Genomic DNA, 22,929 nt, shown 5'->3' with positions numbered 1-22,929 from the left:
AAATGGAACTGCCAAGACAAGATCCGGATCAGCTTCTTCGTGCGATCCGTAACGATGCATCCACTAAGAAAAGCGGAAAACTCAAAATCTTTTTCGGTTATGCCGCAGGTGTCGGAAAGACCTATGCCATGCTTCAGGCGGCTCATCAGGCTAAGGAGCGTGGCATCGATGTGGTTGCTGGATACATAGAACCCCATGCCCGCCCCCAGACGATGGCACTTCTGGACGGCTTGGAGCAGCTTCCTGTGAAACAAGTTGCTTACGAAGGAATGACCCTTCGTGAATTTGATATTGATGCTGCGCTCAAGCGAAATCCCCAGCTCATACTGGTGGATGAGTTTGCCCATACCAACGCCGAAAGCAGTCGGCACACGAAGCGGTATCAGGATGTTCAGGAACTGCTAAATACTGGAATTGATGTCTATACGACTGTAAATGTCCAACATATCGAGAGTCTCAACGATACAGTAGCCTCTATCACCGGAATTCTTGTGCGGGAGCGCATTCCGGATTCCACCTTTGATCAAGCAGATCAGGTAGAACTGGTGGATATTGAGCCTGCGGAGTTGCTGGAACGACTGGCAAGTGGAAATGTGTACCGGGAAGATCAGGCGCAGCGGGCAACAGTTAATTTTTTCACGCTGGAAAATCTCACCGCATTGCGGGAAATCGCCCTCCGTCGGTGCGCTGACTGGGTGAACTTGTTGACGGAAAGCGCCAGAGTACAGAGCCGAGGCGATTACCATACAGACGAGCGCATTCTGGCATGTCTTTCCTCGTCGCCATCCAACGCAAAAATCATTCGTACTGCTGCAAGGATGGCAAGAGCCTTTCGGGGAACATTTACCGCTCTTTATGTGGAAACGCCAAATACAGCGGCGATGAGTGACGATGATAAAAAGCGTTTGCAGGATAATAAGCGTCTGGCCCAGCAACTCGGCGCTGCGATTGAGACAAGTTATGGCGATGACGTGCCTTATCAGATTGCGGAATTTGCCCGTCTTTCCGGCATCTCAAAAATTGTAATTGGACGAAGTACCATTGCACGAAAGAATATTTTCAGCAAGCCCACCTTGACGGAACGCCTGATTTCCAGCGTACCTAATCTGGATATTCATGTGATACCGGATGCCAGCACAGGAACCAGCTATCAGGAAAAAAAGAGTAAGGCGCAGGTAGATGCGATGCCCCTGCGTGATGTTCTGAAGAGTATAGTCGTATTGCTGGTAGCTACACTGATTGGCTGTAGCTTTGACGCTCTTGGGTTCACGGAGAGTAATATTATCGCAGTTTACATATTAGGCGTACTTGTGACCGCTGTAATCACAACCAACCGACTGTGCGGGATTCTGACCTCGGTTGTCAGTGTGCTGGTTTTCAATTTCTTTTTTACCACTCCGAGACTGACATTCCATTTTGACGATCCGAACTATATTGTTACCTTTACCATTATGTTTATAGTAACACTGCTTTCCGGATCTCTCGCTACCCGGCTGAAAGAAAATGCGAAACAATCTGCCCATACAGCTTACCGTACAAAGATTCTCTTTGAAACCAATCAGCTTTTGCAAAAAGAACAGGATGAGAAAGCGGTAATCACCGTTACGGCAGGGCAACTCATGAAGTTGCTGAAAAAAGATATCGTCGTCTACCTGTCTGATGGTAAAGAACTTGCCACCCCCAACGTTTTTCGTACTGTTAATAGCACTCAAGAGGATTTAATTTCTGAGAATGAGAAAGCAGTCGCCGATTGGGCCTTCCGAAATAACAAACACGCAGGAGCAACGACCGATACATTATCCAGTGCAAAGTGTCTATACCTTGCAATTCGGGTTAACCAGCATGTATATGGAGTGGCTGGTATTGCGGTGAACGGTATTCCGCTGGACTCTTTCGAAAACAGCGTACTCCTCTCTATTCTGGGCGAGTGCGCTTTGGCACTTGAAAACATCAAAAACGCCAAAGAAAAAGAGGAAGCGGCTGTTCTGGCACAAAATGAACAGCTTCGTGCTAACCTGCTGCGGGCAATCTCTCATGATCTTCGGACGCCTTTGACAGCGATTTCCGGCAGCGCAGACAATTTGCTTGCAAATTATAAAAAGATGGATGATGCATTGCGGGAGCAGACCTTTACCGATATTTATGACGATTCCATGTGGCTGATTAATCTCGTTGAAAACCTGTTGGCAGTCACACGAATTGAGGGCGGACAGGTCAATCTAACTCGGAGTATCGAACTCATGGATGAGGTCGTTTCTGAAGCGCTGAAGCACATCAACAGAAAAAGTAAAGAACACACCATTCGTGTGACCAGCGGTAAAGACTTTATCCTTGCCCACATTGATGCGAAGCTGATCGTTCAGGTGATTATCAATTTGGTTGACAACGCCATCAAATATACCCCTGTCGGTTCAGTAATTGAAATACATACCGATCAAAAAGAGCAATGGGTCACGGTTTCCGTTTCCGACAACGGCCCTGGGATTCCCGATGAGCAGAAACCCCGTATTTTCGATATGTTTTATAGTGGGGCCAATAAAGTGGTCGACAGCCGCAGAAGCCTTGGATTGGGGCTGTCCCTCTGTAAGTCCATTGTGACCGCCCACGGCGGCACGATTTCCGTATCAGACAATCAGCCAAATGGCACTGTGTTCACATTTACATTACCTGCAGGGGAGGTAGAACTTCATGAATAAACCTTTGATATTAGTGGTTGAGGATGACCCGTCTGTACGAAATCTCATTACGACCACTTTAAAAACAAATGATTATCGTTATGTGGTAGCACCTAATGGCTCGGCAGCCATTATGGAGACCACATCGCACAATCCTGAAATCATCTTGCTGGATTTGGGCTTGCCGGATATGGATGGCGTTCAAGTCATTCAGACGGTTCGCTCTTGGTCCAATGTTCCGATTATTGTAATCAGCGCCCGAAGCGAGGATAACGATAAAATCAAGGCGCTGGATGCCGGAGCGGACGATTATTTGACAAAGCCCTTTTCGGTAGAAGAACTGCTGGCACGACTTCGGGTGACGCAGCGAAGACTCTCTCTGATGACGGCAGAGATGTTTACTGCCAGTTCTGTATTTGTGAATGGTAAGTTGAAAGTGGATTATGCCGGGGGATGCGCTTATCTGGATGAAAACGAACTTCACCTGACACCCATTGAGTATAAGCTGTTGTGTCTGCTATCCAAGAATGTCGGCAAGGTACTGACCCATACCTTTATCACACAAAATATCTGGGGCCGCAGTTGGGATAACGATGTGGCTTCGCTGCGGGTATTTATGGCAACATTGCGAAAAAAACTGGAGCCAACAGAGGAGTCTCCACAATATATTCAAACACATATTGGTGTGGGCTATCGTATGATGAAAGTAAATTAATGATATGAGGTCGGCCAGTGTTCTCTATGAAAAATAGACGATTGAGTTTCGGATTGCCCTAATCATTTTTTGTTATTTGGAAAGGAAATCAATACCACACTTGCTAGAAGAACCTTCTAAATACTATTTTACAAAAAAAGTTTCACACTCTCGGATGTTCCGTCATGTGTTTACGCCGATTCTCGACCGCTACGGTGTACTACAGCAAGATCGACCTTATATCATGGCCTTTTATATTCGGGGACTGATGGCAATTATCTCAGAATGGCTCAAGAACGACTGCAACGATTCTATTACGTATGTTACAGGTGTGATTCAGCAGTGTGTAAAAATGCCACAAAGCGAAACAACGAACGCTGTTTGACAACTTAGAATTTGTGAAATCTACATATTTTAAGAAGGGGCTGTCGCACTAACGTGCGGCAGCTCATTTTATATATCCAACACAAAACGCCGAGCTTCGAAAAGCCCGGCGTTCGTGGTATAATCAGTTTATGCGACTAAACAAAATAATACAGAGGGATTATACCTCATTTTCGCTGTATTATCAAATCAAACTTCCGCTGGATTTAGAGATTTCTATTCCATCTGATGATCCAGTTCGTCTGGTAAGTGCCTTTGTGGAGAAAATGGACCTTTCAGCAGAAGAGAAAACATGGAGTATCACGCAGACAGAGACAGCTATATCTGTCGGAATGGAAGGGAACTGACTGTTACAAATGAACGCAGAAGTAAAACAGCCAGCGGATATGTCAGTGTAAAAACTTATTACAGAAGTCCAGACTGTACCGGCTGTCCTTATAAAACGGAATGTATCAAGGGAAACAACTGCAAAACACCTATGGAAAAACGTAATAGAGTGCTGATGGTCTCGAAGACGATGAGTCAAAAACGTGCAGAAGATCTGGAACGGATCACAAGTGAGTATGGAACGATGCTCCGTATGAATCGCAGTATTCAGGCCGAAGGTTCATTTGCTGATGTAAAGGAAGACATGAATTTTCGAAGATATCTGTACCGAGGAAAAGCAAATGCACTGGCAGAGAGCATCCTTTTGGCGATGGGACGAAATATCAATAAGCTTCATTGCAAGATTCAGACCGGAAGAACGTGGAGTCATCTTTTTTCATTAAAGACAGCATAGATTTTAATGGTTGAAAACAAAACAGTTTGAAATCAGGCATGCCGAAAGGGATGTCTGGGAATGAACTGTGTTTATAAGGGATGGGGCGAAATCACAACCGATTTCTCCCCCATTTGGGCATAAAGCAAGGCTGCCGCCCAGCAAAAAATATTTGCTAGTGCGACAGCCCCTTTTCTGCACACCTTACTTTTTCAGCTTTAAGCCATCTCGGAATGCTTCGCCCACACGCTCGGTGACTTTATAATAGCCGTGGGTGTAGGGGTCAAATGCGATGGCGTTGACCTTAGACATATCAATTTTTCCATCCACCATAACGCTCTCATCGGCAGTGACATTGATCACCTTGCCGATGACGCCGCATCCGTATTCATTGTTCTGATACTCGATGAACCTGCACTCCAGGCAGATCGGGAACTCGTTGATGACAGGGGCATCTACAGTTTCTGCTTTGCTGGCGGTCAGACCGCTGCGGGCAAATTTATCGGCGACTTTATTGCCGGACTCTACGCCGAAATAGTCTGCTTCCACTATGTGGGCAGCATCGGCAATGCTGACGGTGAATGCTCCCCGTGCCTTGATGTTCTGTACGGTCTTGTGTGTCTCGGTGAGGTTCAGAACAACGGAGTCCCGCTCCTGCATGGTGCCCCATGCGGCGTTCATGACATTGACGCTGCCGTCCTCGTTGTAAGTTGCAACCATCAGAACCGGCATGGGGAAAATGCCTTCGGTAATTTTCAGTTTTGTTCTCATGATAACTCCTCCTTGTGATCATATTGACAGGACTGTTCATCCTGCTTATAATTATATCCATGCAAATTGTAAATTCAAGTACTGATAATTATGACAGGTACTATCTTAGGAGAAAGTGAATGATACAGAACTATATTGAGAACGCCAATTTCGAAGATACCGGCTTTGCCTACACGTTGTCGTTGATCTCCGGCAAGCACAAGATGGTCATTCTTTACTGCCTGATGGAGTTTGAGACGGTGCGATTCAATGAGTTGAAACGGTATCTGAAAACCATTTCCGACAAAACTCTCAGCACGAATCTCAAGGAGCTGGAAGCGGATAAACTGATCGTCCGCACCGAGTATCCGCAGATCCCGCCGAAGGTGGAATATACGCTTTCGGAACGAGGAAAAACGCTGATGACTGTGCTGGATCAGCTCTGTGTCTGGGGCGAGGAGAATCGACTGATAGAGTGACAACTTCAAGATTGTATAATTTTGAAATTTAAAAAAGGAGGAATCGTGTACGATTCTTTAGGTATTTATCTATGAGAAGAAAAGATCGAGAAGTAACAAATATTATTGAAATTCTGCAGATTATTGAAAAAGCGAAAGTCCTGCATCTTGCTTTGGTTGATGCTGATTATCCCTACATCGTTCCACTTCACTACGGATACGAATATACAGAGGGTATCTTGATTTTCTACATGCACTGCGCAAAAGAAGGGCATAAGCTGGATCTGATCAGAAGTAATCCAAATGTGTGCATTGAGATAGAAAGTGATGTTGAGCTTATATCCGGCGGAGATGTAGCTTGCAAATACGGAGCATCATTTGCATCTGTGATTGGGCGTGGCCGTGCAGAATTAACAGAGGATGTGCAGGAGAAAATACGAGGCCTTTCGCTCTTTATGAAAAATCAGACGGGTCGTGAATTCAATATCAATGAAGAGATGGCAGCGACAGTAGAGGTCATCAAAGTTGTTATCTCAGAGTTCACAGCCAAATCAAGATCGAAAGCTTAACAGCATGAGCTTTACGTTTATGCTGATTATATGCCATACGCATAGCAAGGATACAAGGGCCAACACCACGGTTATCGGATACCTGGTAACCAAGAATGGAACGAGTGGCTGCATTCATGATTTCTTTACCGTCATGCGGCTCCTTTTTTGACCTTCCATCGGTCCGGTTCTGTACCGGCTGTGCGGAAGGAAAAACGTATGTATTTTGACGCAAAAGAGTTTGGTAAGAGACTTCACGATGTTCGCACTTCCCGTGGCATTACGCAGGAGGAACTGGCGAGTAAGCAATATGTCAGCCGCATGGAGAACGGTGAACGCAGCTGCTCCATTGATTTGCTGATCGAACTGTTCTGCATTCTCCATGTTAGCACGGATTATCTTCTGATGGGCAGCGAGCCAAGCAAAGAGGAAGTCAAAAATGATCTTCTGAGCATTATTTCGGAGCTGTCTACGATTGCGAAGAAAATCTAATCGTGCTCTGCGTTTGGAAATGACAAAATAGAGATACTATACCATTGCAAAAAAGAAGTGAGCACGATATAATATGGATAAGAAGGCAAAAGTCACCGCAATGGTGTGAAAATAGATTTTGGCTGTTTCCATAAGGAGTAGATCGAGAGGCGTTATCCTCAGTGTCTGAAAACACAGATGTGTGATGCTTGCAGCAAGCTATTTGTATAAGCCGAAAGGCCGCAGAAATGCGGCTTTTCCTAAATACATGAGTTAACCGAACCTAACTTATCAATGTGCGCGTGCCGGTTAGATAAATCTAACTATAAAAGGAGAGACAGCAATGCGAGAACACAAGAATTTTTGGGACAGAAATGCAGGTCTGTATGACTGCTTTATGCGAAAAGATAGGGCAGTATACGAGAAAATGTATGAGCTGATCCGTCCGGTCGTGAAAGACAAAACAGTGCTGGAGGTGGCTACCGGAACGGGACTGATCGCCAAGCACATCGTAAAAGCAGCGGCACACATCGAGGCGACGGATGCCTCTCTGGAAATGATTACAGAGGCCAAACGGGGGAATTACTCTGCGAAGCTGCGTTTTTCCGTGCAGGATATGTTTTCTCTGCCATACGCGAGCAAATCATTCGATGTGGTAATCGTATCAAACGCACTGCACATTGTGCCTCAGCCAGAAAAATCACTGCGAGAGATCAAACGGGTGCTGAAGGATGACGGTGTGCTGATCGCGCCTACCTTTACGCACGCAGAAAACTCATTTCCCGGCAAGGTCAAAGCCTTTTTCATGAATCTGGCAGGCTTTCCTCTCCACAGCAAGTGGACGAGTGAAGAATACCTAAAATTTCTGCAACAGAATGATTGGACAGTGCGAAAAAGTGTTGTTCTAAAGGCCTCTTTTCCGCTGACCTATACGGAATGTGTGAAATCGGAGGTGTGATATGTCCTTCTTTGAAAACACCCGCAAGCCCGTAGGCTTTAGCGGGAAGATCATGGTTGCTATGATGAACTTTGGGCACAGCGCAATGGCAGCGTGGGGATTGCATTTTTTGCAGCCTGCCCCGGATGCCATGGTGCTGGACTGCGGCTGCGGCGGTGGAGCGAACATCAAAACGCTGCTGAAGCTGTGTCCCAAGGGCAAGGTGCAGGGCATCGACTATTCGGCAGTCAGTGTAGAAAAAGCGCGAAAGGTCAATGCAGGTGCCATTGCAGCAGGGCAGTGTACTGTGCAGCAGGCAAGTGTAGCAGAGTTGCCGTTTGAAGCGGAGCAGTTTGATGTAGTGACCGCATTTGAAACGGTCTATTTCTGGCCGGAGCTTGCGCAAAATTTCAGAGAGGTCTATCGGGTGCTGAAGCCCGGCGGGACTTTCTTCATCTGTAACGAAGCAAACGGCGAAACAGCAAAAGACGACAAATGGACGCAAATCATTAACGGTATGACCATCTACACGGATGCTGATCTGAAAGTGTATCTGGAGCAAGCAGGCTTTGGCAGGGTTCAGAGTCACAAAAATAAAAAGGGCTGGCTGTGTGTCACGGCGCAAAAGCGGTGAAATAGTGTAAGGAGGACGGAGCATGGAACGAAAAGAAGCAATCCGCGGTGCCTATCGGTTGACAGGTGGCAACAATTTTTATGATGGTATGATCACCTGCTCCACCCTGAGCGGGAAAGCGGTGTGCCGTCTGGTGTGGGACATGAATAAGGTGGAAAACGATGCCTATCTGGAAAAGGCACTGTCCGGCATCCCGGAGCATTTTTCCGGCAAGCTGCTGGAGGTACCGGTGGGCACCGGCATTCTGACCATGCCGCTTTACAAGACGCTGCCAAAAGCGGACATCACCTGTCTGGATTACTCCGCAGATATGATGGGACAGGCGCAGGAAAAGGCAGACCGCTTGCACCTGAAAAATGTGACCTTCCGGCAGGGCGATGTGGGTGCACTTCCGTATGTGGACAGCGTCTTTGATATTGTGTTGTCGCTGAATGGCTTTCATGCGTTCCCGGATAAAGAGACTGCTTATCGGGAAGTGTTTCGGGTCTTAAAACCCGGCGGTACCTTCTGCGGCTGCTTTTATGTAAAGGGCGAACAGAAGCGGACGGATTGGTTTGTCCGGCACATATATGAAAAGACGGGGTTCTTCACGCCGCCCTATGAAACGACCGCCAGCTTGAAAAAACGGTTGGAAAAACGGTACGCAGCCGTAACACTGGGAACCGTGAAGAGCATGGTATGGTTTGTCTGCCGGAAAGCAGAATAAGGAGAAACAGGGATGATTTTACAAACGATTCTGGAGGGTCTTGGGCTGGGAATCCTGCTGGTTCTCGTCTGCGCCGTGGGTATCCGCAAGGGCGCGGTGGGCATGGTGCATCTTTACAGCCAGGAGGTGCAGGAGCGGTGCGTAACGCTGGGACTTACAACACACGCGAAAATCAAGCGAAATGCTTTGATTTTCAAAGCTGTCTGCGTCCCCGGATACATCGCCTATGTGCTGGTCTGCGTCTATGCGCTCAACGGCGCAAAGGGCTTCGTTCAGGGCTTCTGGCAGCTGCTGGTCATCTTGTCCGTTATGAATCTGATCGACCGCTTTTTGATCGATGGCTACTGGGTGGGGCACACGAACGCATGGACGATTCCCGGAACAGAGAATCTGAAGCCCTACATCACCGCAAAAGACAAGCAGAAAAAGTGGCTTTTCGGCACGGTGGGTATGGCAGGTATAGCAGCGGTGCTGGCGGTCCTTATGATGGCTTTTATTTACTGAGGAAAGGAGAGACAATGAAGTTTAAGACATTGGGAAATCGGAATGCTCCCGCTGTTTTGTTTTTTCACGCAATGGGCGTGACGGGGGAGAGCAGCGAACCGGTTGCAAACTATTTACAGCATCGGTATTTCTGTATTCTGCCTACTTCCACGGTGTACTGCAAAGGGCAGAAATATGTCAGCAAGGCGGACGAGGTTCGTCAGGTGGAAGCATATCTGAAATCGCAGGGAGTGGAACATCTTGAACTGGTTGTGGCTTCCTCAATCGGTGCCGACCTTGCCATGGCTTTTTTAACAGGCACGAAGCTGCCCATCGGACACGTTTTCTTTGACGGCGGGCAGTTTGCGCAAATCGCAAAAGGAACGCGCCGCGTTATGACGCCGTTTCTGTATTTTGCCATCAAGAGCCTATATTGGTCGAAGGGCGGCACACTGAAAAAGATACTGTGGTGTGACGACGATTCCATAAAGTCGTATTTTATAGACGCAGGAAAAAATCTGACCTATACAAATTTGCGGCGGCAGATTTCGGACAGTCTGGAGGATAAACCCTTTCCGCCGCTTTCAAAAGAATTGCAAAAACATACCTATTTCGAGTTTGGCAGTATAGAAGATCATTTCAAATACCGTCAAGCAGTGATGGAAGCCTACCCCTGCGGCCATTATCCCGTGTTTGAGGGATACGATCATATGCAATATCAGATTCGTGACCCGCAAGGCTTTGCTGAAATGCTGACATATATCGCTGCGCATGACGGTATGCCGAAGCTCCCGTTTATCAGAAAGTGAGAGGACCCGATATGAAATACAAAATCGAGAAAAACACCGTGCAGGAAACGCTGATTCTCCCGCTGTATTCCCGAAAGCTGTGTACGGAGTTGTATCCGAACCTTTACCAGGACGAAACGGCGGTGCGTCTGATCGACCAGATCGACTACGATTTTTCAGAGGCGGAGAAAAACTCCCGCGGCCTGATGCAGCGTTTCGGTGCGCTGGAGGTCGCCATGCGGCAGAATGACCTTGCCTTTGAAGTGCAGGCGTACCTGAAAAATCACCCCTGTGCGGCAGTGGTCAATCTGGGCTGCGGGCTGGATAACACCGGTAGAGCCTGCGACAATGGTAGATGCAAGATCTACAATCTGGATTTCCCGGATGTGATTGCCCTGCGGCAGCAGCTGCTGCCCGCCGGGGAGCGGGAGCAAAACATCCCCTGCAACCTGAAAGACCCCGCATGGTTTGACAAGATCGATGCCTCCGGCGGGGCGGTGTTCTTTACCTCCGGGGTGTTCTATTACTTCCTGACGGAGCAGGTTCGGGAACTGGTGCAGGGGATGGCGGACGCTTTCCCCGGCGGAGTGCTGGTCTTTGATGCTGCCAACCGTACGGCGGTGAAGATGATCGCCAAAACGTGGCTCAGGACGGCGAAAATCAAGGATGTGGGCGCGTATTTCGCGGTTTCGGATGCTCCCAAGGAGATTGGCGAGTGGGACAGCCGGTTACGGGTATCCAGCAGGGGCTATATGCTGGGGTACAACGATTTGAAAGACCCTTCCGTCAGCGGCTTTTTCCGATTTCTCGCCAAGGTCGGGGACAACGGGATGAAAATGCAGATCGTGAAGATCAGATTTGGAGGCAAGAAATGAAAATTCTGGTATATGGTGCAGGCGTTCTGGGGTGCAATCTGGCAAGAAATCTGCTGCGCGCCGGAAAGGATGTCACTCTGCTTGCGCGGGGAAACTGGGCTGCGGAGATCAAGCAGAACGGCCTGCGGATCAAGGACAAATTTTCGCTCCGCACCTCGGTCAGCCGCATTCCGGTGGTGACTGAACTTGCACCGGATGCAATGTACGATGTGATCTTTGTGGTCCTGCGCTATACACAGCTGGATTCCGCTCTGGACACGCTGCGGGCGAACCGGACGAAGAACATCGTTTTTGTGGGGAACAATGTGCAGGCGAGGGCGCTGGCGGCGGCGCTGCCGGGGAAGAACGTCCTGTTTGCCTTTGCGCTTTCTGCGGGGCATCGGGAGGTTGACCGGGTGGTCTCCATCGACCTGAAAAAGATCACCATCGGACAGCTGCCGGGTGCAATCTCCAATAAACAGCTGATCAGGTGCATCTTCCACGGCACAAAATATAAGGTTGTTTACGAGCCGAACATGGAGGACTATCTGCTCTGCCATGCCGCGTTTGTGATGCCTGCGGCCTTCGCCTGCTATAAGACAGACGGCGACCTGAAAAAGCTCAGGGGAGATACCGCGTACCTGAACCGTGTGCTGGATGCCAACATCGAGGGATACCGCGCCATCCGAGATGCCGGGCATACCATTCTGCCCAAGGAGGATGCAGACTTTGAAGGGGAGAAATACCGCAAGACCTGCCTGCGCTTTTTCAAGCTGATGTGTGCCACCTCGCTGGGCAAACTCTGCGCCTCCGACCACGCAATGAACGCCATCGATGAAATGAGTGCGCTGAACCGGGATCTTAAGAAATTTTTCGATGCGAACGGCGTAGCCTACCCGGTGTGGCAGGCACTGGAAGCGGAAGCCGGGAGGTATCTGCAATGAAATACGCTGGAATGCCCTTTGGAATGTGGGCGCTGTTTGGAGATTCTTCGGTTAAAAGTTGTAGAAAGTCGATTTTCCTTTCCAAATGGAGCAGAAAAAGCAAATCGGAGCAGAGCGCTCAAGCGTTGGTCTGATATAATAGTTCGGAAAGCCGCATGGTACGGCTTTTCTTAATCAATGCAAGTTAGCAAATCCTAACCGAAAAAGGGGGTGTTTTTGGAAATGGTAACGGACCCATGGAAAATGTTCCGCGGGGCTGATTTTGGAGACAATATCGAAGAAGTGGTGGAAACAGAAGAATGCAAGGTTCTGCGTCTGAATGAACCCAGCGGTGACGGATTGATGACCATCTACCGCGTATTTGACGGTGTCTATCTTATGTATAACGATTTTCACCTTGCCCACTGCTACAGTCGGTTTACAAGCTGCGCAAACCTTCTGTGTATCGACCATTGCCGGGAAGGGCGCATGGAACACAGAACGGAACAGGATCTCCACTATTATATAGAGGCCGGGGATATGCGCGTTGACCGGCGTGTACATCATACCGGCGATGTGGATTTTCCTCTTTCCCACTACCACGGGATTACAATCGGCTTTTTTATGGAGCAGGCGGAAAAGGCCATCGATGAGGAAATGCCAACGATTTCCGTTGATATTGCCTCCTTAGCGCAGAAATTCTGCAGCGGAGACAGACTATACATTTTGCGTCAAAACAGTGCCATCGAGCATATATTTTCTGAGCTTTATCATGTTCCATCGAAAATCCGCATGGATTATTTTAAAATAAAGGTCATGGAGCTTCTGGTGTTCCTGGGCGCGCTGGAACTTGTCGATTATCGGGATGAGCGCCCTTATTTCTATTCCAGTCAAATAGAGAAGATCAAGTCTGTCCACAAGCTGCTGACGGAAGAACTCTCTGTGAATTACACTACGGAAGAACTGGCTAAGCGTTTTGACATCAGCGTGGGCGCACTGAAAACCGGCTTTAAGGGTGTCTACGGCAGTCCTATTTATACCTACATTCGCACCTACAAAATGAATGTAGCGGCTTCCATGCTGGTTACTGACAGAAAAAAGAAAATTATTGATGTGGCGGCCAGCGTTGGCTACGACAACCCGAGTAAATTTGCAGCGGCATTCAAGGAACTCCTTGGTATGTCCCCTGCTGAATATCGAAATGACAGGAGGTAAGAAAACCATGGAAAAACAATCAAGACGCTCCGTGCCATCGTGGATATGGGATTTTGCAGGACAACATCGACCGCAATACGTGCTCAGCGTTCTAAGCGCGGTTTGTGGCGTGGTCTGCGGCATTTTGCCCTATTTTGTGATGGCAGGCATCATCTCAGATCTCCTGGGTGGATGCAGGGACATGAGCATATACATAAAAAACTGTCTTGTTATGGCAGTCCTGTGGTTGGGGCACTGCGGATTTCATAGCATTTCCACCACACTCTCTCATAAAGCAACCTTCGCTGTGCTGGGCACCATACGCAAGCGGGTCTGCGCGAAACTCTCCCGTGTGCCTTTGGGCACGGTGCTGGACATCCCCTCCGGCTCCATCAAAAATGTACTGGTGGAGCGTATTGACAGCATCGAAACGACTATGGCACATATCATACCGGAGTTTACATCCAATCTGCTGGTGCCTATCGCTCTTTTGGTGTATTTGTTTATTCTGGATTGGCGGATGGCGTTGGCGGTATTGGCAACGGTTCCGATTGGTTTTGGCTGCTATGCCCTCATGACCCGTGACTATGAGGAAAGCTATCAGAATACCATAAATAAGACAAAAATTCTCAATGATACTGCCGTGGAATATATCAACGGCATCGAGGTCATCAAAGCCTTCGGTAAGGCGCAAAGCTCCTACGATAAATTTGTGGTGGCGGCGAAAGAGGGCGCAAGCTGCTATGTGGAGTGGATGCGGAGGTGCAATATCTATTTCTGCCTTGCCATGTCTATCTTCCCGGCTACCATGATCGCAGTGCTTCCCATCGGCGGTCTGCTATTCCGAGCTGGGACGCTGGACGCAGGTACTTTCATTCAGGTCATTCTTTTTTCCGTTGGCCTGATCGCACCGCTCATCACCGTCATGTCTTACGGCGATGATCTTGCAAAGCTGAGTACCATCATCGGTGAGGTGACATCTCTGCTGACGTTGGAGGACATGAAGCGGCCGGACACATCTGCCAGCCAGCCTCAGTCCAAGGATATTAAGCTCAAAGATGTGACCTTCGGATATCACGAGAAGGAAGTGCTTCACGGTATCAATCTGGAGATCAGAGAGGGTACCGTCAATGCCCTGGTTGGGCCCTCCGGCAGCGGAAAATCCACGATCGCCAGGCTGGTCGCATCGCTGTGGGATGTAAGCGGCGGCAGTATTACCCTAGGCGGCGTGGATATACGGAAGCTGACGCAGGAGGACTATCATCGCTATATTGCCTATGTATCCCAGGACAACTTTCTTTTTGATACCACAGTTATGGAAAATATCCGCATGGGCAAGCAGAACGCCACCGATGCTGAGGTGATGGAAGCGGCCAAAGCATGTGGATGCCATGCGTTTATCCTGGGCCTTGAAAATGGCTACGATACCGTGGTCGGCGGCGCAGGCGGGCATCTCTCCGGTGGTGAGCGGCAGCGGATCGCCATTGCCAGAGCTATGTTGAAAAACGCGCCCATTATTATTCTGGATGAAGCCACTGCTTTTACTGACCCGGAAAACGAAGCCATGATTCAATCGGCGGTGGCAAAGCTGACCAAGGGCAAGACCTTGATCGTGATCGCTCACCGCCTGTCTACCATCACAAACAGCGACCAGATCTTTGTGGTAGAGGACGGAAAAATTCGTACCAGTGGAACGCATGAGGAGTTGCTGGCACAGGATGAATTGTATGCCCAGATGTGGCGTTCTCATATCTCCGTTCGGGACACCGTGGAAGGAGGTGCGCAGGAATGATCCAGATATTCAGACGGTTCTTTACGTTCAGCGGAAAAGAAAACCGGCACAAATTTATCCGCTCCATTTTCCTTGGAGTACTGAAAGCCATCTTTGAGGCTATGAAAATCCCGGCCATCGCCGTGACTCTGCACGGGGTACTGTCGGGTGATCTGACCGTACAGCACATCCTGCTCTCCTTCGACATCATGCTGCTGAGCGTAGCGGGCAACGCCTTTGCGAATTACCGTTCCACCATGCTTCAGTGCGAGGCGGGCTATGGTACCTGCGCAGACAAGCGCATTGAAATCGCCGAGCATTTGAAGTATCTGCCTATGGGATATTTTAATCGAAACAGCCTTGGCTACATCACCTCAGTTGCCACTAACAGTATGGAAGCGTTGGCGGATGTGGCGACCCGTGTGGTCATGATGGTGACGCAGGGAATCCTGACCACCATCTTCGTAGTCCTTATGATCCTTCTTTTTGACCTGCGAATCGGCGGCATCGCCGTTTTGGGTGTATTGCTGTACTTTGCCATCAACTCGCTGCTCCAAAAGAAATCCAAAACGATTGCACCGCTCAAGGATTCCTCTGACCGCAAGTTGGTGGAAAAGGTGCTGGAGTATGTTCAGGGCATTGCAGAGGTTAAGGCCTACAATCTGACAGGGAAAAAGAGCAGGGCTTTGAATGAAGCCATTGATGAAAACAGCGCGGCGAATACCAAGGCTGAAATGGCTTTTGTACCCATTATGTTTCTGCAAAACCTTACGGCCAAGCTCCTCGGCGTGGTGGTGGCCATTATATCCGTGGCATTTTACTTGAACGGAACGATGGAACTGCTGAATGCTGTGGTCATGATCCTTGCGGCGTTCATCCTGTTTGGTGCGCTGGACACGGCGGGCAACTATTCCGCTCTGCTGCGCAATGTGGATTTGTATGTGGGCAAGGCGCAGGCGGTGCTGGATATGCCCACGATGGACATTGACGGAAAGGATATCATTCCCTCCAGCTATGACATCGATGTGGAAAACGCAGAGTTTTCCTATGACAAGCGAAAGATCATTGATGGGGTATCCATCCATATTCCGCAACACACCACCACAGCAATCGTCGGCCCTTCCGGTGGAGGAAAGACCACCCTTTGCCATCTGATTTCCCGATTCTGGGATGTGGACAAGGGATGCGTGAAGATTGGCGGTGTGGATGTACGGGAATACAGCATGGACAGTCTGATGCGCAATTTCAGTTTTGTGTTCCAGAGCGTGTATCTGTTCCAGGATACCATTGCCAATAACATTCGCTTCGGCCAGTCGGATGCTCCTATGGAAAAGGTCATCGAGGCGTCCAGGAAAGCCTGTTGCCATGATTTCATTATGGCATTGCCGGATGGTTATGATACGGTCATCGGTGAGGGTGGGGCCAGTCTCTCCGGCGGAGAGAAGCAGCGTATTTCCATTGCCAGAGCCATTATGAAGGATGCTCCTATCATCATCCTGGACGAAGCGACTGCGAATGTAGACCCGGAAAGCGAGCAGGAGCTAACCGCTGCCATTGAAGCCCTGACAAAAGAAAAGACCATTCTGATGATTGCCCACAGGCTGAAAACCGTCCGCCACGCGGATAACATTTTGGTCATCGACAAAGGCCGAATCGCCCAAAGCGGCACGCACGAGCAGCTCATGGAGCAAGGCGGTATCTATCGTCGGTTTGTGGAATCTCGTGAACAGGCTGTGGGCTGGAAGGTATAAAGAAGGAGGAAATAGCGATGAAAAACAATCAGAAACTCAAAGGAAAAGACTTGATTAACATTGGCATTTACGCAGCGATCTACTGTGTCTTAATGACTTGTATTTCCATGTTAGGATATATTCCTATCATGATGCCCATGCTGACGGTGATCGTACCGATCATCCTCGGCGTTCCCATGATGCTGTTCTATACCAAGGTCAAGAAGTTCGGAATGATCACCATTATGGCGACCATTGTTGGTATTTATCTATGCGTCACCGGTATGGGATTCTGGCCTATTCTCTTTGGCGTAGTGTTCGGCTTTCTGGCTGACCTGATCGCAAAAAGCGGCAGCTACGCCAGTGGGAAGAAAAGCATTCTCAGCTATGGAACCTTCTGCGTTCTTCTGTTTGGTAACTATCTGCCGCTGTATATCGACAGGGAGGGCTATTTCTCCACCCGCCAGAGCTTTGGCGCAGAATATATCAATACGCTGGGAAACATCATGCAGCCCTGGACGGCTCCCGTGTTGATCATAGCCGCCTTTGTGTGCGGTATGCTGGGCGCACTGTTGGGCAAGGCGCTGTTGAAAAAGCACTTTGTCAAGGCGGGCATCGTCTGATGGCTCGGGGAATCCTGCAGGCCAGCATTCAAAACAGAGGTTTGGTGCTGGACCCCAGGACGAAGCTGGTGATGCTCTTCGACATCGCCCTGTTCGTGTTGGGGTCTGCCGGGGGCGGGAGTGTGGAACCTCTCGTCCCCATCCTCTGTGCCATGCCCGCTGTGCTGATGTTGAGCGCAAAAAAGTGGAAAGGGGCGGCAACCTATCTGCTCGTCTACCTGCTGTCCTGGCTGACCTATACGCAGCTTGTCCCACTGACCAAGGGGGCAGTCAATTTCATCCTCCTGGGGTGCAGCGGAATGCTCTCCCGCTTCCTGCCGGGGATCGCGATGGGCGGTTATCTGGTTTCCACTACCACGGTCAGCGAGTTCACTGCCGTTATGCTGCGCCTGCACCTGAGTGAAAAGATCATCATTCCACTGTCCGTCATGTTTCGATTTTTTCCCACGGTCATGGATGAGGCAGCCTCCATCAATGCCGCAATGCGGATGCGGGGAATTTACATGGGCGGAAAGAATGTGGGAAAAATGCTGGAATACCGATTGGTGCCGCTGATGACCTGCTGCGTGAAGATCGGTGAGGAGCTGTCTGCCGCGGCACTAACCCGTGGACTTGGCGGCGAGGCGAAGCGAACCAACATCTGCAAAATCGGCTTTCATATACAGGACTATCTTCTGTTTGTAGTTTGTCTGATCCCTTATGCGGTTTGGATCATGGGGAGGGTTCTATGATCGAGATCAAAAAAGTCAGCTTTCAGCATGAAAATGCAGAAAAACCATCCCTGAAAAATGTATCCCTGACCATTGCCGAAGGCGAATGTGTTCTTCTCTGCGGCGAGTCCGGCAGCGGAAAGACGACCGTTACCCGCCTGATCAACGGCCTGATCCCACATTTCTATGAGGGTAAGATGGAAGGATGTGCCATGGTAAATGGCCTGAATGTGACGGAGGCCGAGCTTTACGACACGGCAAGAATCGTCGGCAGCGTGTTCCAGAACCCCCGCAGTCAGTTTTTCTGCGTGGACACCACCAGTGAGCTGGCCTTTGGCTGCGAGAACATGGGAATGCTGGAAGACGAGATACTCTCCCGTGTAGACGAAGCAGCGAGGGAGCTAAACATAGAAAAACTGTTAGGGCGCAGCATCTTTGAACTCTCTGGCGGAGAAAAGCAGAAGATTTCCTGCGCCTCCGTTTCGGCTCTGCGCCCGGAGGTGATGGTGCTGGATGAGCCTACCTCCAATCTGGACGTTCACGCTATTGAGGAGCTGAAGCAGACACTGCTCGGATGGAAAGCGGAAGGTAAGACCATTGTGATCGCGGAGCACCGGCTGTCGTGGCTCCGCGATCTCTGTGACCGGGTGATCTGCATGAAGGATGGACAGGTAGCTTTCGACCTTTCTATGCAGGCATTTGCACAGTATTCCACAGAACAGCTTCATCAAATGGGACTTCGATCCTTGCGCGATGAGAAGATAGCACCGGTACAGAACAGTGTTCCGGAAACCGAAACGATGCAGCTGCAAAACTTTTGCTTTTCTTACGATGGAACACCGGTGCTGAATATTCCTCATCTTTCCCTGCCTTTGGACGGTATTATTGCGCTTGTCGGTCCCAATGGTGCGGGCAAGTCCACCTTTTCCCGCTGCCTGTGCGGACTGGAGAAGAAGTTCAAAGGGCAGGTCAAGATAAACGGACAGCTTTGGAAAAACAAACAGCTGCTGAAAAACTGCTACATGGTCATGCAGGATGTGAACCACCAACTGTTCTGCGAAACAGTAGCTGACGAAGTCCAGCTTGGGATGCGGTCGGAAAATAGTTCAGATGTTGAACGTGTTTTGGAGATGCTGGATCTGTCCCATCTGCGGGAACGCCATCCCATGAGCCTGTCCGGTGGACAAAAGCAGCGGGTAGCCATTGCGTCTGCCATTCTGGCTGGAAAAGAGATCCTGATCTTTGACGAGCCTACCAGCGGTCTTGACTTCCGCCACATGGAGCAAACGGCGGCGTTGCTTTCTTCTCTGAAAGGCAACCAGACCGTGCTGATCGTGACCCACGACCCGGAGTTGATTCAGCGCTGCTGCGATCATATTGTTTGTATCGAGAACGGGACGGTGATTTAATCCTGTAGCAAGAAAAGGAATCCAACTTGCAGATGAACTGTCCGACATGATTCTGTTCCACGCTATATGCGCTTGAAGAAAAGCCTGGCTGCTTTAATTAACGAATGTTAACATTAGCTGCACTTCCTTCTTTTTTATTATACGAGAGAAGGGTAAATGCGTGTAGAAGCAAGCAATTTGTCTATCTGCAAGCATCACATGCCTCGTTGGGAAACCAACGGGGTATTTTTTGCTCTGAATCAGACGATACATAGTACGGGAAAGGTTAGCTATGCGCATTTTCATATGCTTTTCGGATTTCCTCCGGCAAGCGGTCAGGAATCAGTGACTTTAGTCTGTCCTCACTGCCGTCTTTGATTGCCTGCTCATAGTACCAGCATTTGAATTTCAGCATATCCAGCGTCCGGTTCATCTGCTCAAGCTCTGCCTCCATGTGCGACCGTTGTTCCTCAAACAGTGCCTTGCGTTGTGGGTAGGTGGACGGCCCTTCCACACACCAATCCATGAATTGCCGGATGTCCTTGATCTCCATGCCAGCCTTTTTCAGACATTCAATGACCCGGAGTGCTTCAATCTCCGTGTCACCGAATTTGCGGATGCCGGACACCCGTTCCATGTTCGGAAAAAGTCCCTGTTTATCATAATAGCGCAGCGTGGAGATAGGCAATCCGAACATCTCTGCCACCTGTCCAATTGAATACATAAATTTCCCTCCCAAAATTTTCAAAAAATATCTTGACCTAAAGTCAGGTTTAGGTATTACTATGAGAATAACACAAAGAATATAAAAATGCAAGGAGTGTTCTACGATGAATAAAAAGGTACTAATCATTTCCTTAAGTCCCCGTAAGGGCGGCAACTCCGAAACGCTGGCGACAGCATTTGCCAAGGGCGCACGGGAGGCAGGCAATCAGGTAGAAACCGTATATCTGCGCAAGGAGGTGTGAGCTATGGCAATCAAACAAACGGCAGGCAGAAAAGCTCTGGGGGAATTTGCTCTCAAATTTGCGGAATTGAATGATGATGTGCTGTTCGGACAGGTGTGGAGCAGGGAAGACAAGCTTTCCCTGCGGGACCGCAGCATTGTAACAGTGGTGGCGCTGATGGCACAGGGACTGACGGATTCGTCCTTTCAGTACCATCTGACAACCGCAAAGAACAACGGCGTGACCAAAACGGAAATTGCGGAGATTCTGACTCATGCGGCATTTTATGCGGGCTGGCCCAAGGCATGGGCGGCTTTCCGTATGGCAAAGGAGGTATGGGCGGAAGACGACGCCGCCGATGCAAAAGCCAAGCATCAGAATGAAATGGTCTTTCCCATCGGCGCACCCACTGACGCCTTTGCGAAATATTTTATCGGACAAAGCTATCTCGCACCACTTTCTACGCAGCAAGTCGGTATTTACAATGTGACCTTTGAACCCGGCTGCCGCAACAACTGGCATATTCATCATGCCAAAAGCGGCGGCGGACAGATCCTCGTCTGCGTGGCCGGACGAGGTTACTATCAGGAATGGGGCAAACCGGCACAGGAGCTGCGTCCCGGCAGTGTAGTAAATATTCCTGTTGGCGTAAAGCACTGGCATGGCGCAGCACCGGATAGCTGGTTCTCTCACCTGGCGGTAGAGGTTCCAGGGGATGAAACCTACAATGAATGGTTGGAAGCCGTGGACAACACAGTATATCTTAAGGTAACAGGCAAGGAGGTCTGAATATGGAAAAACCGAATCTGACACAGGAATGGGATAAGGTGTTCCCGAAAAGTGACAAGGTAGACCACAAAAAGGTGACCTTTCACAACCGCTACGGCATCACACTGGCGGCGGATATGTACACGCCGAAGGGCGCGGAGGGCAATCTGCCCGCCATTGCCGTCAGCGGTCCGTTCGGTGCGGTAAAGGAGCAGTCCTCCGGCCTGTATGCACAGAAAATGGCGGAGTTTGGCTTCTTGACGATTGCCTTCGACCCGTCCTATACCGGCGAAAGCGGCGGTACACCCCGCTATGTCGCTTCGCCGGACATCAATACCGAGGATTTCTGCGCAGCGGTAGACTTCCTCTCCGTGCAGGAGAACGTTGACCCGGAGCGCATCGGTATCATCGGTATCTGCGGCTGGGGCGGTATGGCGCTCAATGCCGCCGCCATTGACACCCGCATTAAAGCGACCGCTGCTATGACCATGTACGACATGACTCGTGTGACTGCCAACGGCTACTTTGACAGCGAAGATTCTGAACAGGCGCGCTTTGAGAAGCGAAAAGCAATGAATGCACAGCGCACCGAGGACTATAAAAACGGCAGCTATGCGTTGGCGGGCGGCGTGGTTGATCCGCTGCCGGAGGACGCACCGCAGTTTGTAAAGGACTATTACGCCTACTACAAGACCCCCCGAGGCTACCATCCCCGCAGCCTGAACTCCAACGGCGGCTGGAATGTGACCTCCTCGCTGTCGTTCCTGAATATGCCGATCTTGCAATACAGCAGCGAAATCCGCTCTGCCGTGCTGCTGGTACACGGAGAGAAAGCGCACTCCCGCTATTTCAGTGAGACGGCATACAGTAAGCTGGCCGGCGATAACAAGGAATTGCTCATTATCTCTGGTGCAAACCACACCGACCTTTACGATCAGATGGACATCATTCCGTTTAAAAAGCTTAACTCATTCTTTACGGAGTATTTGAGATAAAGCGGCATATTATGTGTTTTTGCGTAAGCATCTGGAGGAGGGTGTATATCAGGCTTCTGCTGTTTCGGCATCGGATGTACTGAAACGAAATACAGACTCTTTACGCTGTGCGGCGAGAATGATATGTTTGCCTCGCCTCCGGAGGATTCGCTTTTGGCGAATTGAAAATAGGATATTAGGCGCAATATAGCTGCTGACGGCGTAGAATCTTGATGGCTAACTTGGTGGATAACTTGGTGAGTGTCACCATCTAAGTTATCATGGGTTGCGTCATAGAACTTATCATTGGCTGTGCCCATGATAGAGTGCTTTTTCATTTCAGCGGAAAGAAAAATGCACCCGGCGTTTGTACCGAGTGCATTTTCTTACTTTCCAAATAAATCGCTGTGCGTTTCTGTTCGGGATAATGTCAAGACGAGCAAATCATTCTCAATCCGATAGACCAATAGCCAATCCGGCTGAATGTGGCACTCACGGTGTCCGATCCAGTTTCCGGTTAAAGCATGGTCTTTATTCTTTTCTGGAAGCTGTTCGCTGCTTGCCAGTTTGCGAATGATGTCATCCAGAAGGTCAATATCAAGATGACGTTTCATCGCCAGCTTGTAGTCCTTCTTAAATTGGATTCTTGGACGGCGTCTCCGGCACTTACAAAGACCCCGAAGGGTATTTTGCCTGTGAGAAAAACCTGGAGGGCTTTGAGCAGTTTGAATCCACTTTCCCGGAAAAAGAAAAGCAGAA

At 49.5% G+C, this 22,929-nt stretch carries 25 protein-coding genes and 1 pseudogene; 23 read left to right on the top strand and 3 right to left on the bottom strand.

From position 1 onward, the window contains the following. The first annotated feature begins 2 nt into the window (after positions 1-2). The 4 genes and pseudogenes from H8S44_RS05675 to H8S44_RS05660 all read left to right on the top strand — a co-directional run. Positions 3-2,696, top strand: a complete 2,694-nt coding sequence (locus H8S44_RS05675; protein WP_186871665.1) for a sensor histidine kinase — start codon at positions 3-5, stop codon at positions 2,694-2,696. After that, the gene (locus H8S44_RS05670; protein WP_186871664.1) at positions 2,689-3,390 is read left to right on the top strand and encodes a response regulator; all 702 of its coding nucleotides are present in this window, start codon (positions 2,689-2,691) and stop codon (positions 3,388-3,390) included. Before H8S44_RS05675 ends, H8S44_RS05670 begins: the two co-directional genes overlap by 8 nt. Before the next feature lie 76 nt (positions 3,391-3,466). Then, entirely contained in the window at positions 3,467-3,754 is a 288-nt protein-coding gene (locus H8S44_RS16820; RefSeq protein ID WP_334297561.1) for a TetR-like C-terminal domain-containing protein, read from the top strand. Between the two features lie 279 nt (positions 3,755-4,033). Further along, positions 4,034-4,534 (top strand): annotated as a pseudogene (locus H8S44_RS05660) (transposase); the annotation flags it as partial. A 183-nt stretch (positions 4,535-4,717) separates the two neighbouring features. On the opposite strand, the gene H8S44_RS05655 reads toward H8S44_RS05660, so the two are convergent. Further along, positions 4,718-5,284 carry a flavin reductase family protein gene (locus H8S44_RS05655; protein WP_186871662.1) on the bottom strand — a complete coding sequence of 189 codons (567 nt, stop codon included), beginning with the start codon at positions 5,282-5,284 and terminating at the stop codon, positions 4,718-4,720. A 119-nt stretch (positions 5,285-5,403) separates the two neighbouring features. On the opposite strand from H8S44_RS05655, the gene H8S44_RS05650 reads away from it, so the two are divergent. The 16 genes from H8S44_RS05650 to H8S44_RS05575 all read left to right on the top strand — a co-directional run bounded on the left by H8S44_RS05650 (position 5,404) and on the right by H8S44_RS05575 (position 19,502). Further along, positions 5,404-5,742, top strand: coding sequence for a winged helix-turn-helix transcriptional regulator (locus H8S44_RS05650; protein ID WP_186871661.1), 339 nt, complete (start codon positions 5,404-5,406; stop codon positions 5,740-5,742). A 71-nt stretch (positions 5,743-5,813) separates the two neighbouring features. Beyond that, positions 5,814-6,290: a pyridoxamine 5'-phosphate oxidase family protein gene (locus H8S44_RS05645; protein ID WP_186871660.1), complete on the top strand. Its 477-nt coding sequence runs from the start codon at positions 5,814-5,816 to the stop codon at positions 6,288-6,290. 198 nt (positions 6,291-6,488) lie between these two features. After that, entirely contained in the window at positions 6,489-6,761 is a 273-nt protein-coding gene (locus H8S44_RS05640; protein ID WP_186871659.1) for a helix-turn-helix domain-containing protein, read from the top strand. Between the two features lie 322 nt (positions 6,762-7,083). Then, positions 7,084-7,698: a class I SAM-dependent methyltransferase gene (locus H8S44_RS05635; protein WP_186871658.1), complete on the top strand. Its 615-nt coding sequence runs from the start codon at positions 7,084-7,086 to the stop codon at positions 7,696-7,698. 1 nt (position 7,699) lies between these two features. After that, positions 7,700-8,311 (top strand): class I SAM-dependent methyltransferase, encoded by a 612-nt coding sequence (locus tag H8S44_RS05630; RefSeq protein WP_186871657.1) that lies wholly within the window; start codon positions 7,700-7,702, stop codon positions 8,309-8,311. 22 nt (positions 8,312-8,333) lie between these two features. Next, a complete protein-coding gene (locus H8S44_RS05625; protein WP_186871656.1) occupies positions 8,334-9,017 on the top strand; it encodes a class I SAM-dependent methyltransferase in 684 nt (227 codons plus the stop codon). Between the two features lie 12 nt (positions 9,018-9,029). Further along, positions 9,030-9,521, top strand: coding sequence for a hypothetical protein (locus H8S44_RS05620; protein WP_186871655.1), 492 nt, complete (start codon positions 9,030-9,032; stop codon positions 9,519-9,521). Positions 9,522-9,724: 203 nt separating this feature from the next. Continuing rightward, complete coding sequence (locus H8S44_RS05615; protein ID WP_243167486.1) at positions 9,725-10,309, top strand: hypothetical protein; 585 nt, start codon at positions 9,725-9,727, stop codon at positions 10,307-10,309. An 11-nt stretch (positions 10,310-10,320) separates the two neighbouring features. Next, on the top strand, positions 10,321-11,163 hold the full coding sequence (locus H8S44_RS05610) for a class I SAM-dependent methyltransferase (protein ID WP_186871654.1): 843 nt from the start codon (positions 10,321-10,323) through the stop codon (positions 11,161-11,163). Next, the gene (locus H8S44_RS05605; RefSeq protein ID WP_186871653.1) at positions 11,160-12,086 is read left to right on the top strand and encodes a ketopantoate reductase family protein; all 927 of its coding nucleotides are present in this window, start codon (positions 11,160-11,162) and stop codon (positions 12,084-12,086) included. Before H8S44_RS05610 ends, H8S44_RS05605 begins: the two co-directional genes overlap by 4 nt. 222 nt (positions 12,087-12,308) lie before the next feature. Next, a complete protein-coding gene (locus H8S44_RS05600; protein ID WP_243167503.1) occupies positions 12,309-13,280 on the top strand; it encodes a helix-turn-helix domain-containing protein in 972 nt (323 codons plus the stop codon). 7 nt (positions 13,281-13,287) lie between these two features. After that, positions 13,288-15,051, top strand: a complete 1,764-nt coding sequence (locus tag H8S44_RS05595) for an ABC transporter ATP-binding protein (RefSeq protein ID WP_186871652.1) — start codon at positions 13,288-13,290, stop codon at positions 15,049-15,051. Then, a complete protein-coding gene (locus H8S44_RS05590) occupies positions 15,048-16,781 on the top strand; it encodes an ABC transporter ATP-binding protein (protein ID WP_186871651.1) in 1,734 nt (577 codons plus the stop codon). The genes H8S44_RS05595 and H8S44_RS05590 overlap by 4 nt, the downstream gene beginning before the upstream one ends. Before the next feature lie 17 nt (positions 16,782-16,798). Then, on the top strand, positions 16,799-17,383 hold the full coding sequence (locus H8S44_RS05585) for an MptD family putative ECF transporter S component (RefSeq protein ID WP_186871650.1): 585 nt from the start codon (positions 16,799-16,801) through the stop codon (positions 17,381-17,383). Next, complete coding sequence (locus tag H8S44_RS05580) at positions 17,383-18,114, top strand: energy-coupling factor transporter transmembrane component T (protein ID WP_186871649.1); 732 nt, start codon at positions 17,383-17,385, stop codon at positions 18,112-18,114. Before H8S44_RS05585 ends, H8S44_RS05580 begins: the two co-directional genes overlap by 1 nt. Further along, the gene (locus tag H8S44_RS05575) at positions 18,111-19,502 is read left to right on the top strand and encodes an ABC transporter ATP-binding protein (RefSeq protein WP_186871648.1); all 1,392 of its coding nucleotides are present in this window, start codon (positions 18,111-18,113) and stop codon (positions 19,500-19,502) included. Before H8S44_RS05580 ends, H8S44_RS05575 begins: the two co-directional genes overlap by 4 nt. A gap of 265 nt (positions 19,503-19,767) precedes the next feature. Here the strand turns inward: H8S44_RS05575 and H8S44_RS05570 are convergent, their stop codons facing one another. Beyond that, entirely contained in the window at positions 19,768-20,205 is a 438-nt protein-coding gene (locus H8S44_RS05570; RefSeq protein ID WP_186871647.1) for a MerR family transcriptional regulator, read from the bottom strand. A 106-nt stretch (positions 20,206-20,311) separates the two neighbouring features. On the opposite strand from H8S44_RS05570, the gene H8S44_RS05565 reads away from it, so the two are divergent. From H8S44_RS05565 to H8S44_RS05555, 3 genes are read left to right on the top strand one after another with little or no spacing between them, the layout of a single operon-like run. Continuing rightward, complete coding sequence (locus H8S44_RS05565; protein ID WP_243167485.1) at positions 20,312-20,449, top strand: NAD(P)H-dependent oxidoreductase; 138 nt, start codon at positions 20,312-20,314, stop codon at positions 20,447-20,449. 3 nt (positions 20,450-20,452) lie between these two features. After that, positions 20,453-21,217 (top strand): carboxymuconolactone decarboxylase family protein, encoded by a 765-nt coding sequence (locus H8S44_RS05560; protein ID WP_186871646.1) that lies wholly within the window; start codon positions 20,453-20,455, stop codon positions 21,215-21,217. A gap of 2 nt (positions 21,218-21,219) precedes the next feature. After that, entirely contained in the window at positions 21,220-22,191 is a 972-nt protein-coding gene (locus tag H8S44_RS05555; RefSeq protein ID WP_186871645.1) for an alpha/beta hydrolase, read from the top strand. Positions 22,192-22,556: 365 nt separating this feature from the next. Here H8S44_RS05555 and H8S44_RS05550 read toward each other — a convergent pair whose 3' ends face one another. Continuing rightward, complete coding sequence (locus tag H8S44_RS05550) at positions 22,557-22,814, bottom strand: type II toxin-antitoxin system YafQ family toxin (RefSeq protein WP_186871868.1); 258 nt, start codon at positions 22,812-22,814, stop codon at positions 22,557-22,559. Positions 22,815-22,929 lie beyond the last annotated feature (115 nt).

The sequence above is a fragment of the Anaerosacchariphilus hominis genome, assembly GCF_014290175.1.
Taxonomy (GTDB): Bacteria; Bacillota; Clostridia; order Lachnospirales; family Lachnospiraceae; genus Laedolimicola; species Laedolimicola hominis.
This window is presented reverse-complemented; position numbering and strand designations above follow the sequence as displayed.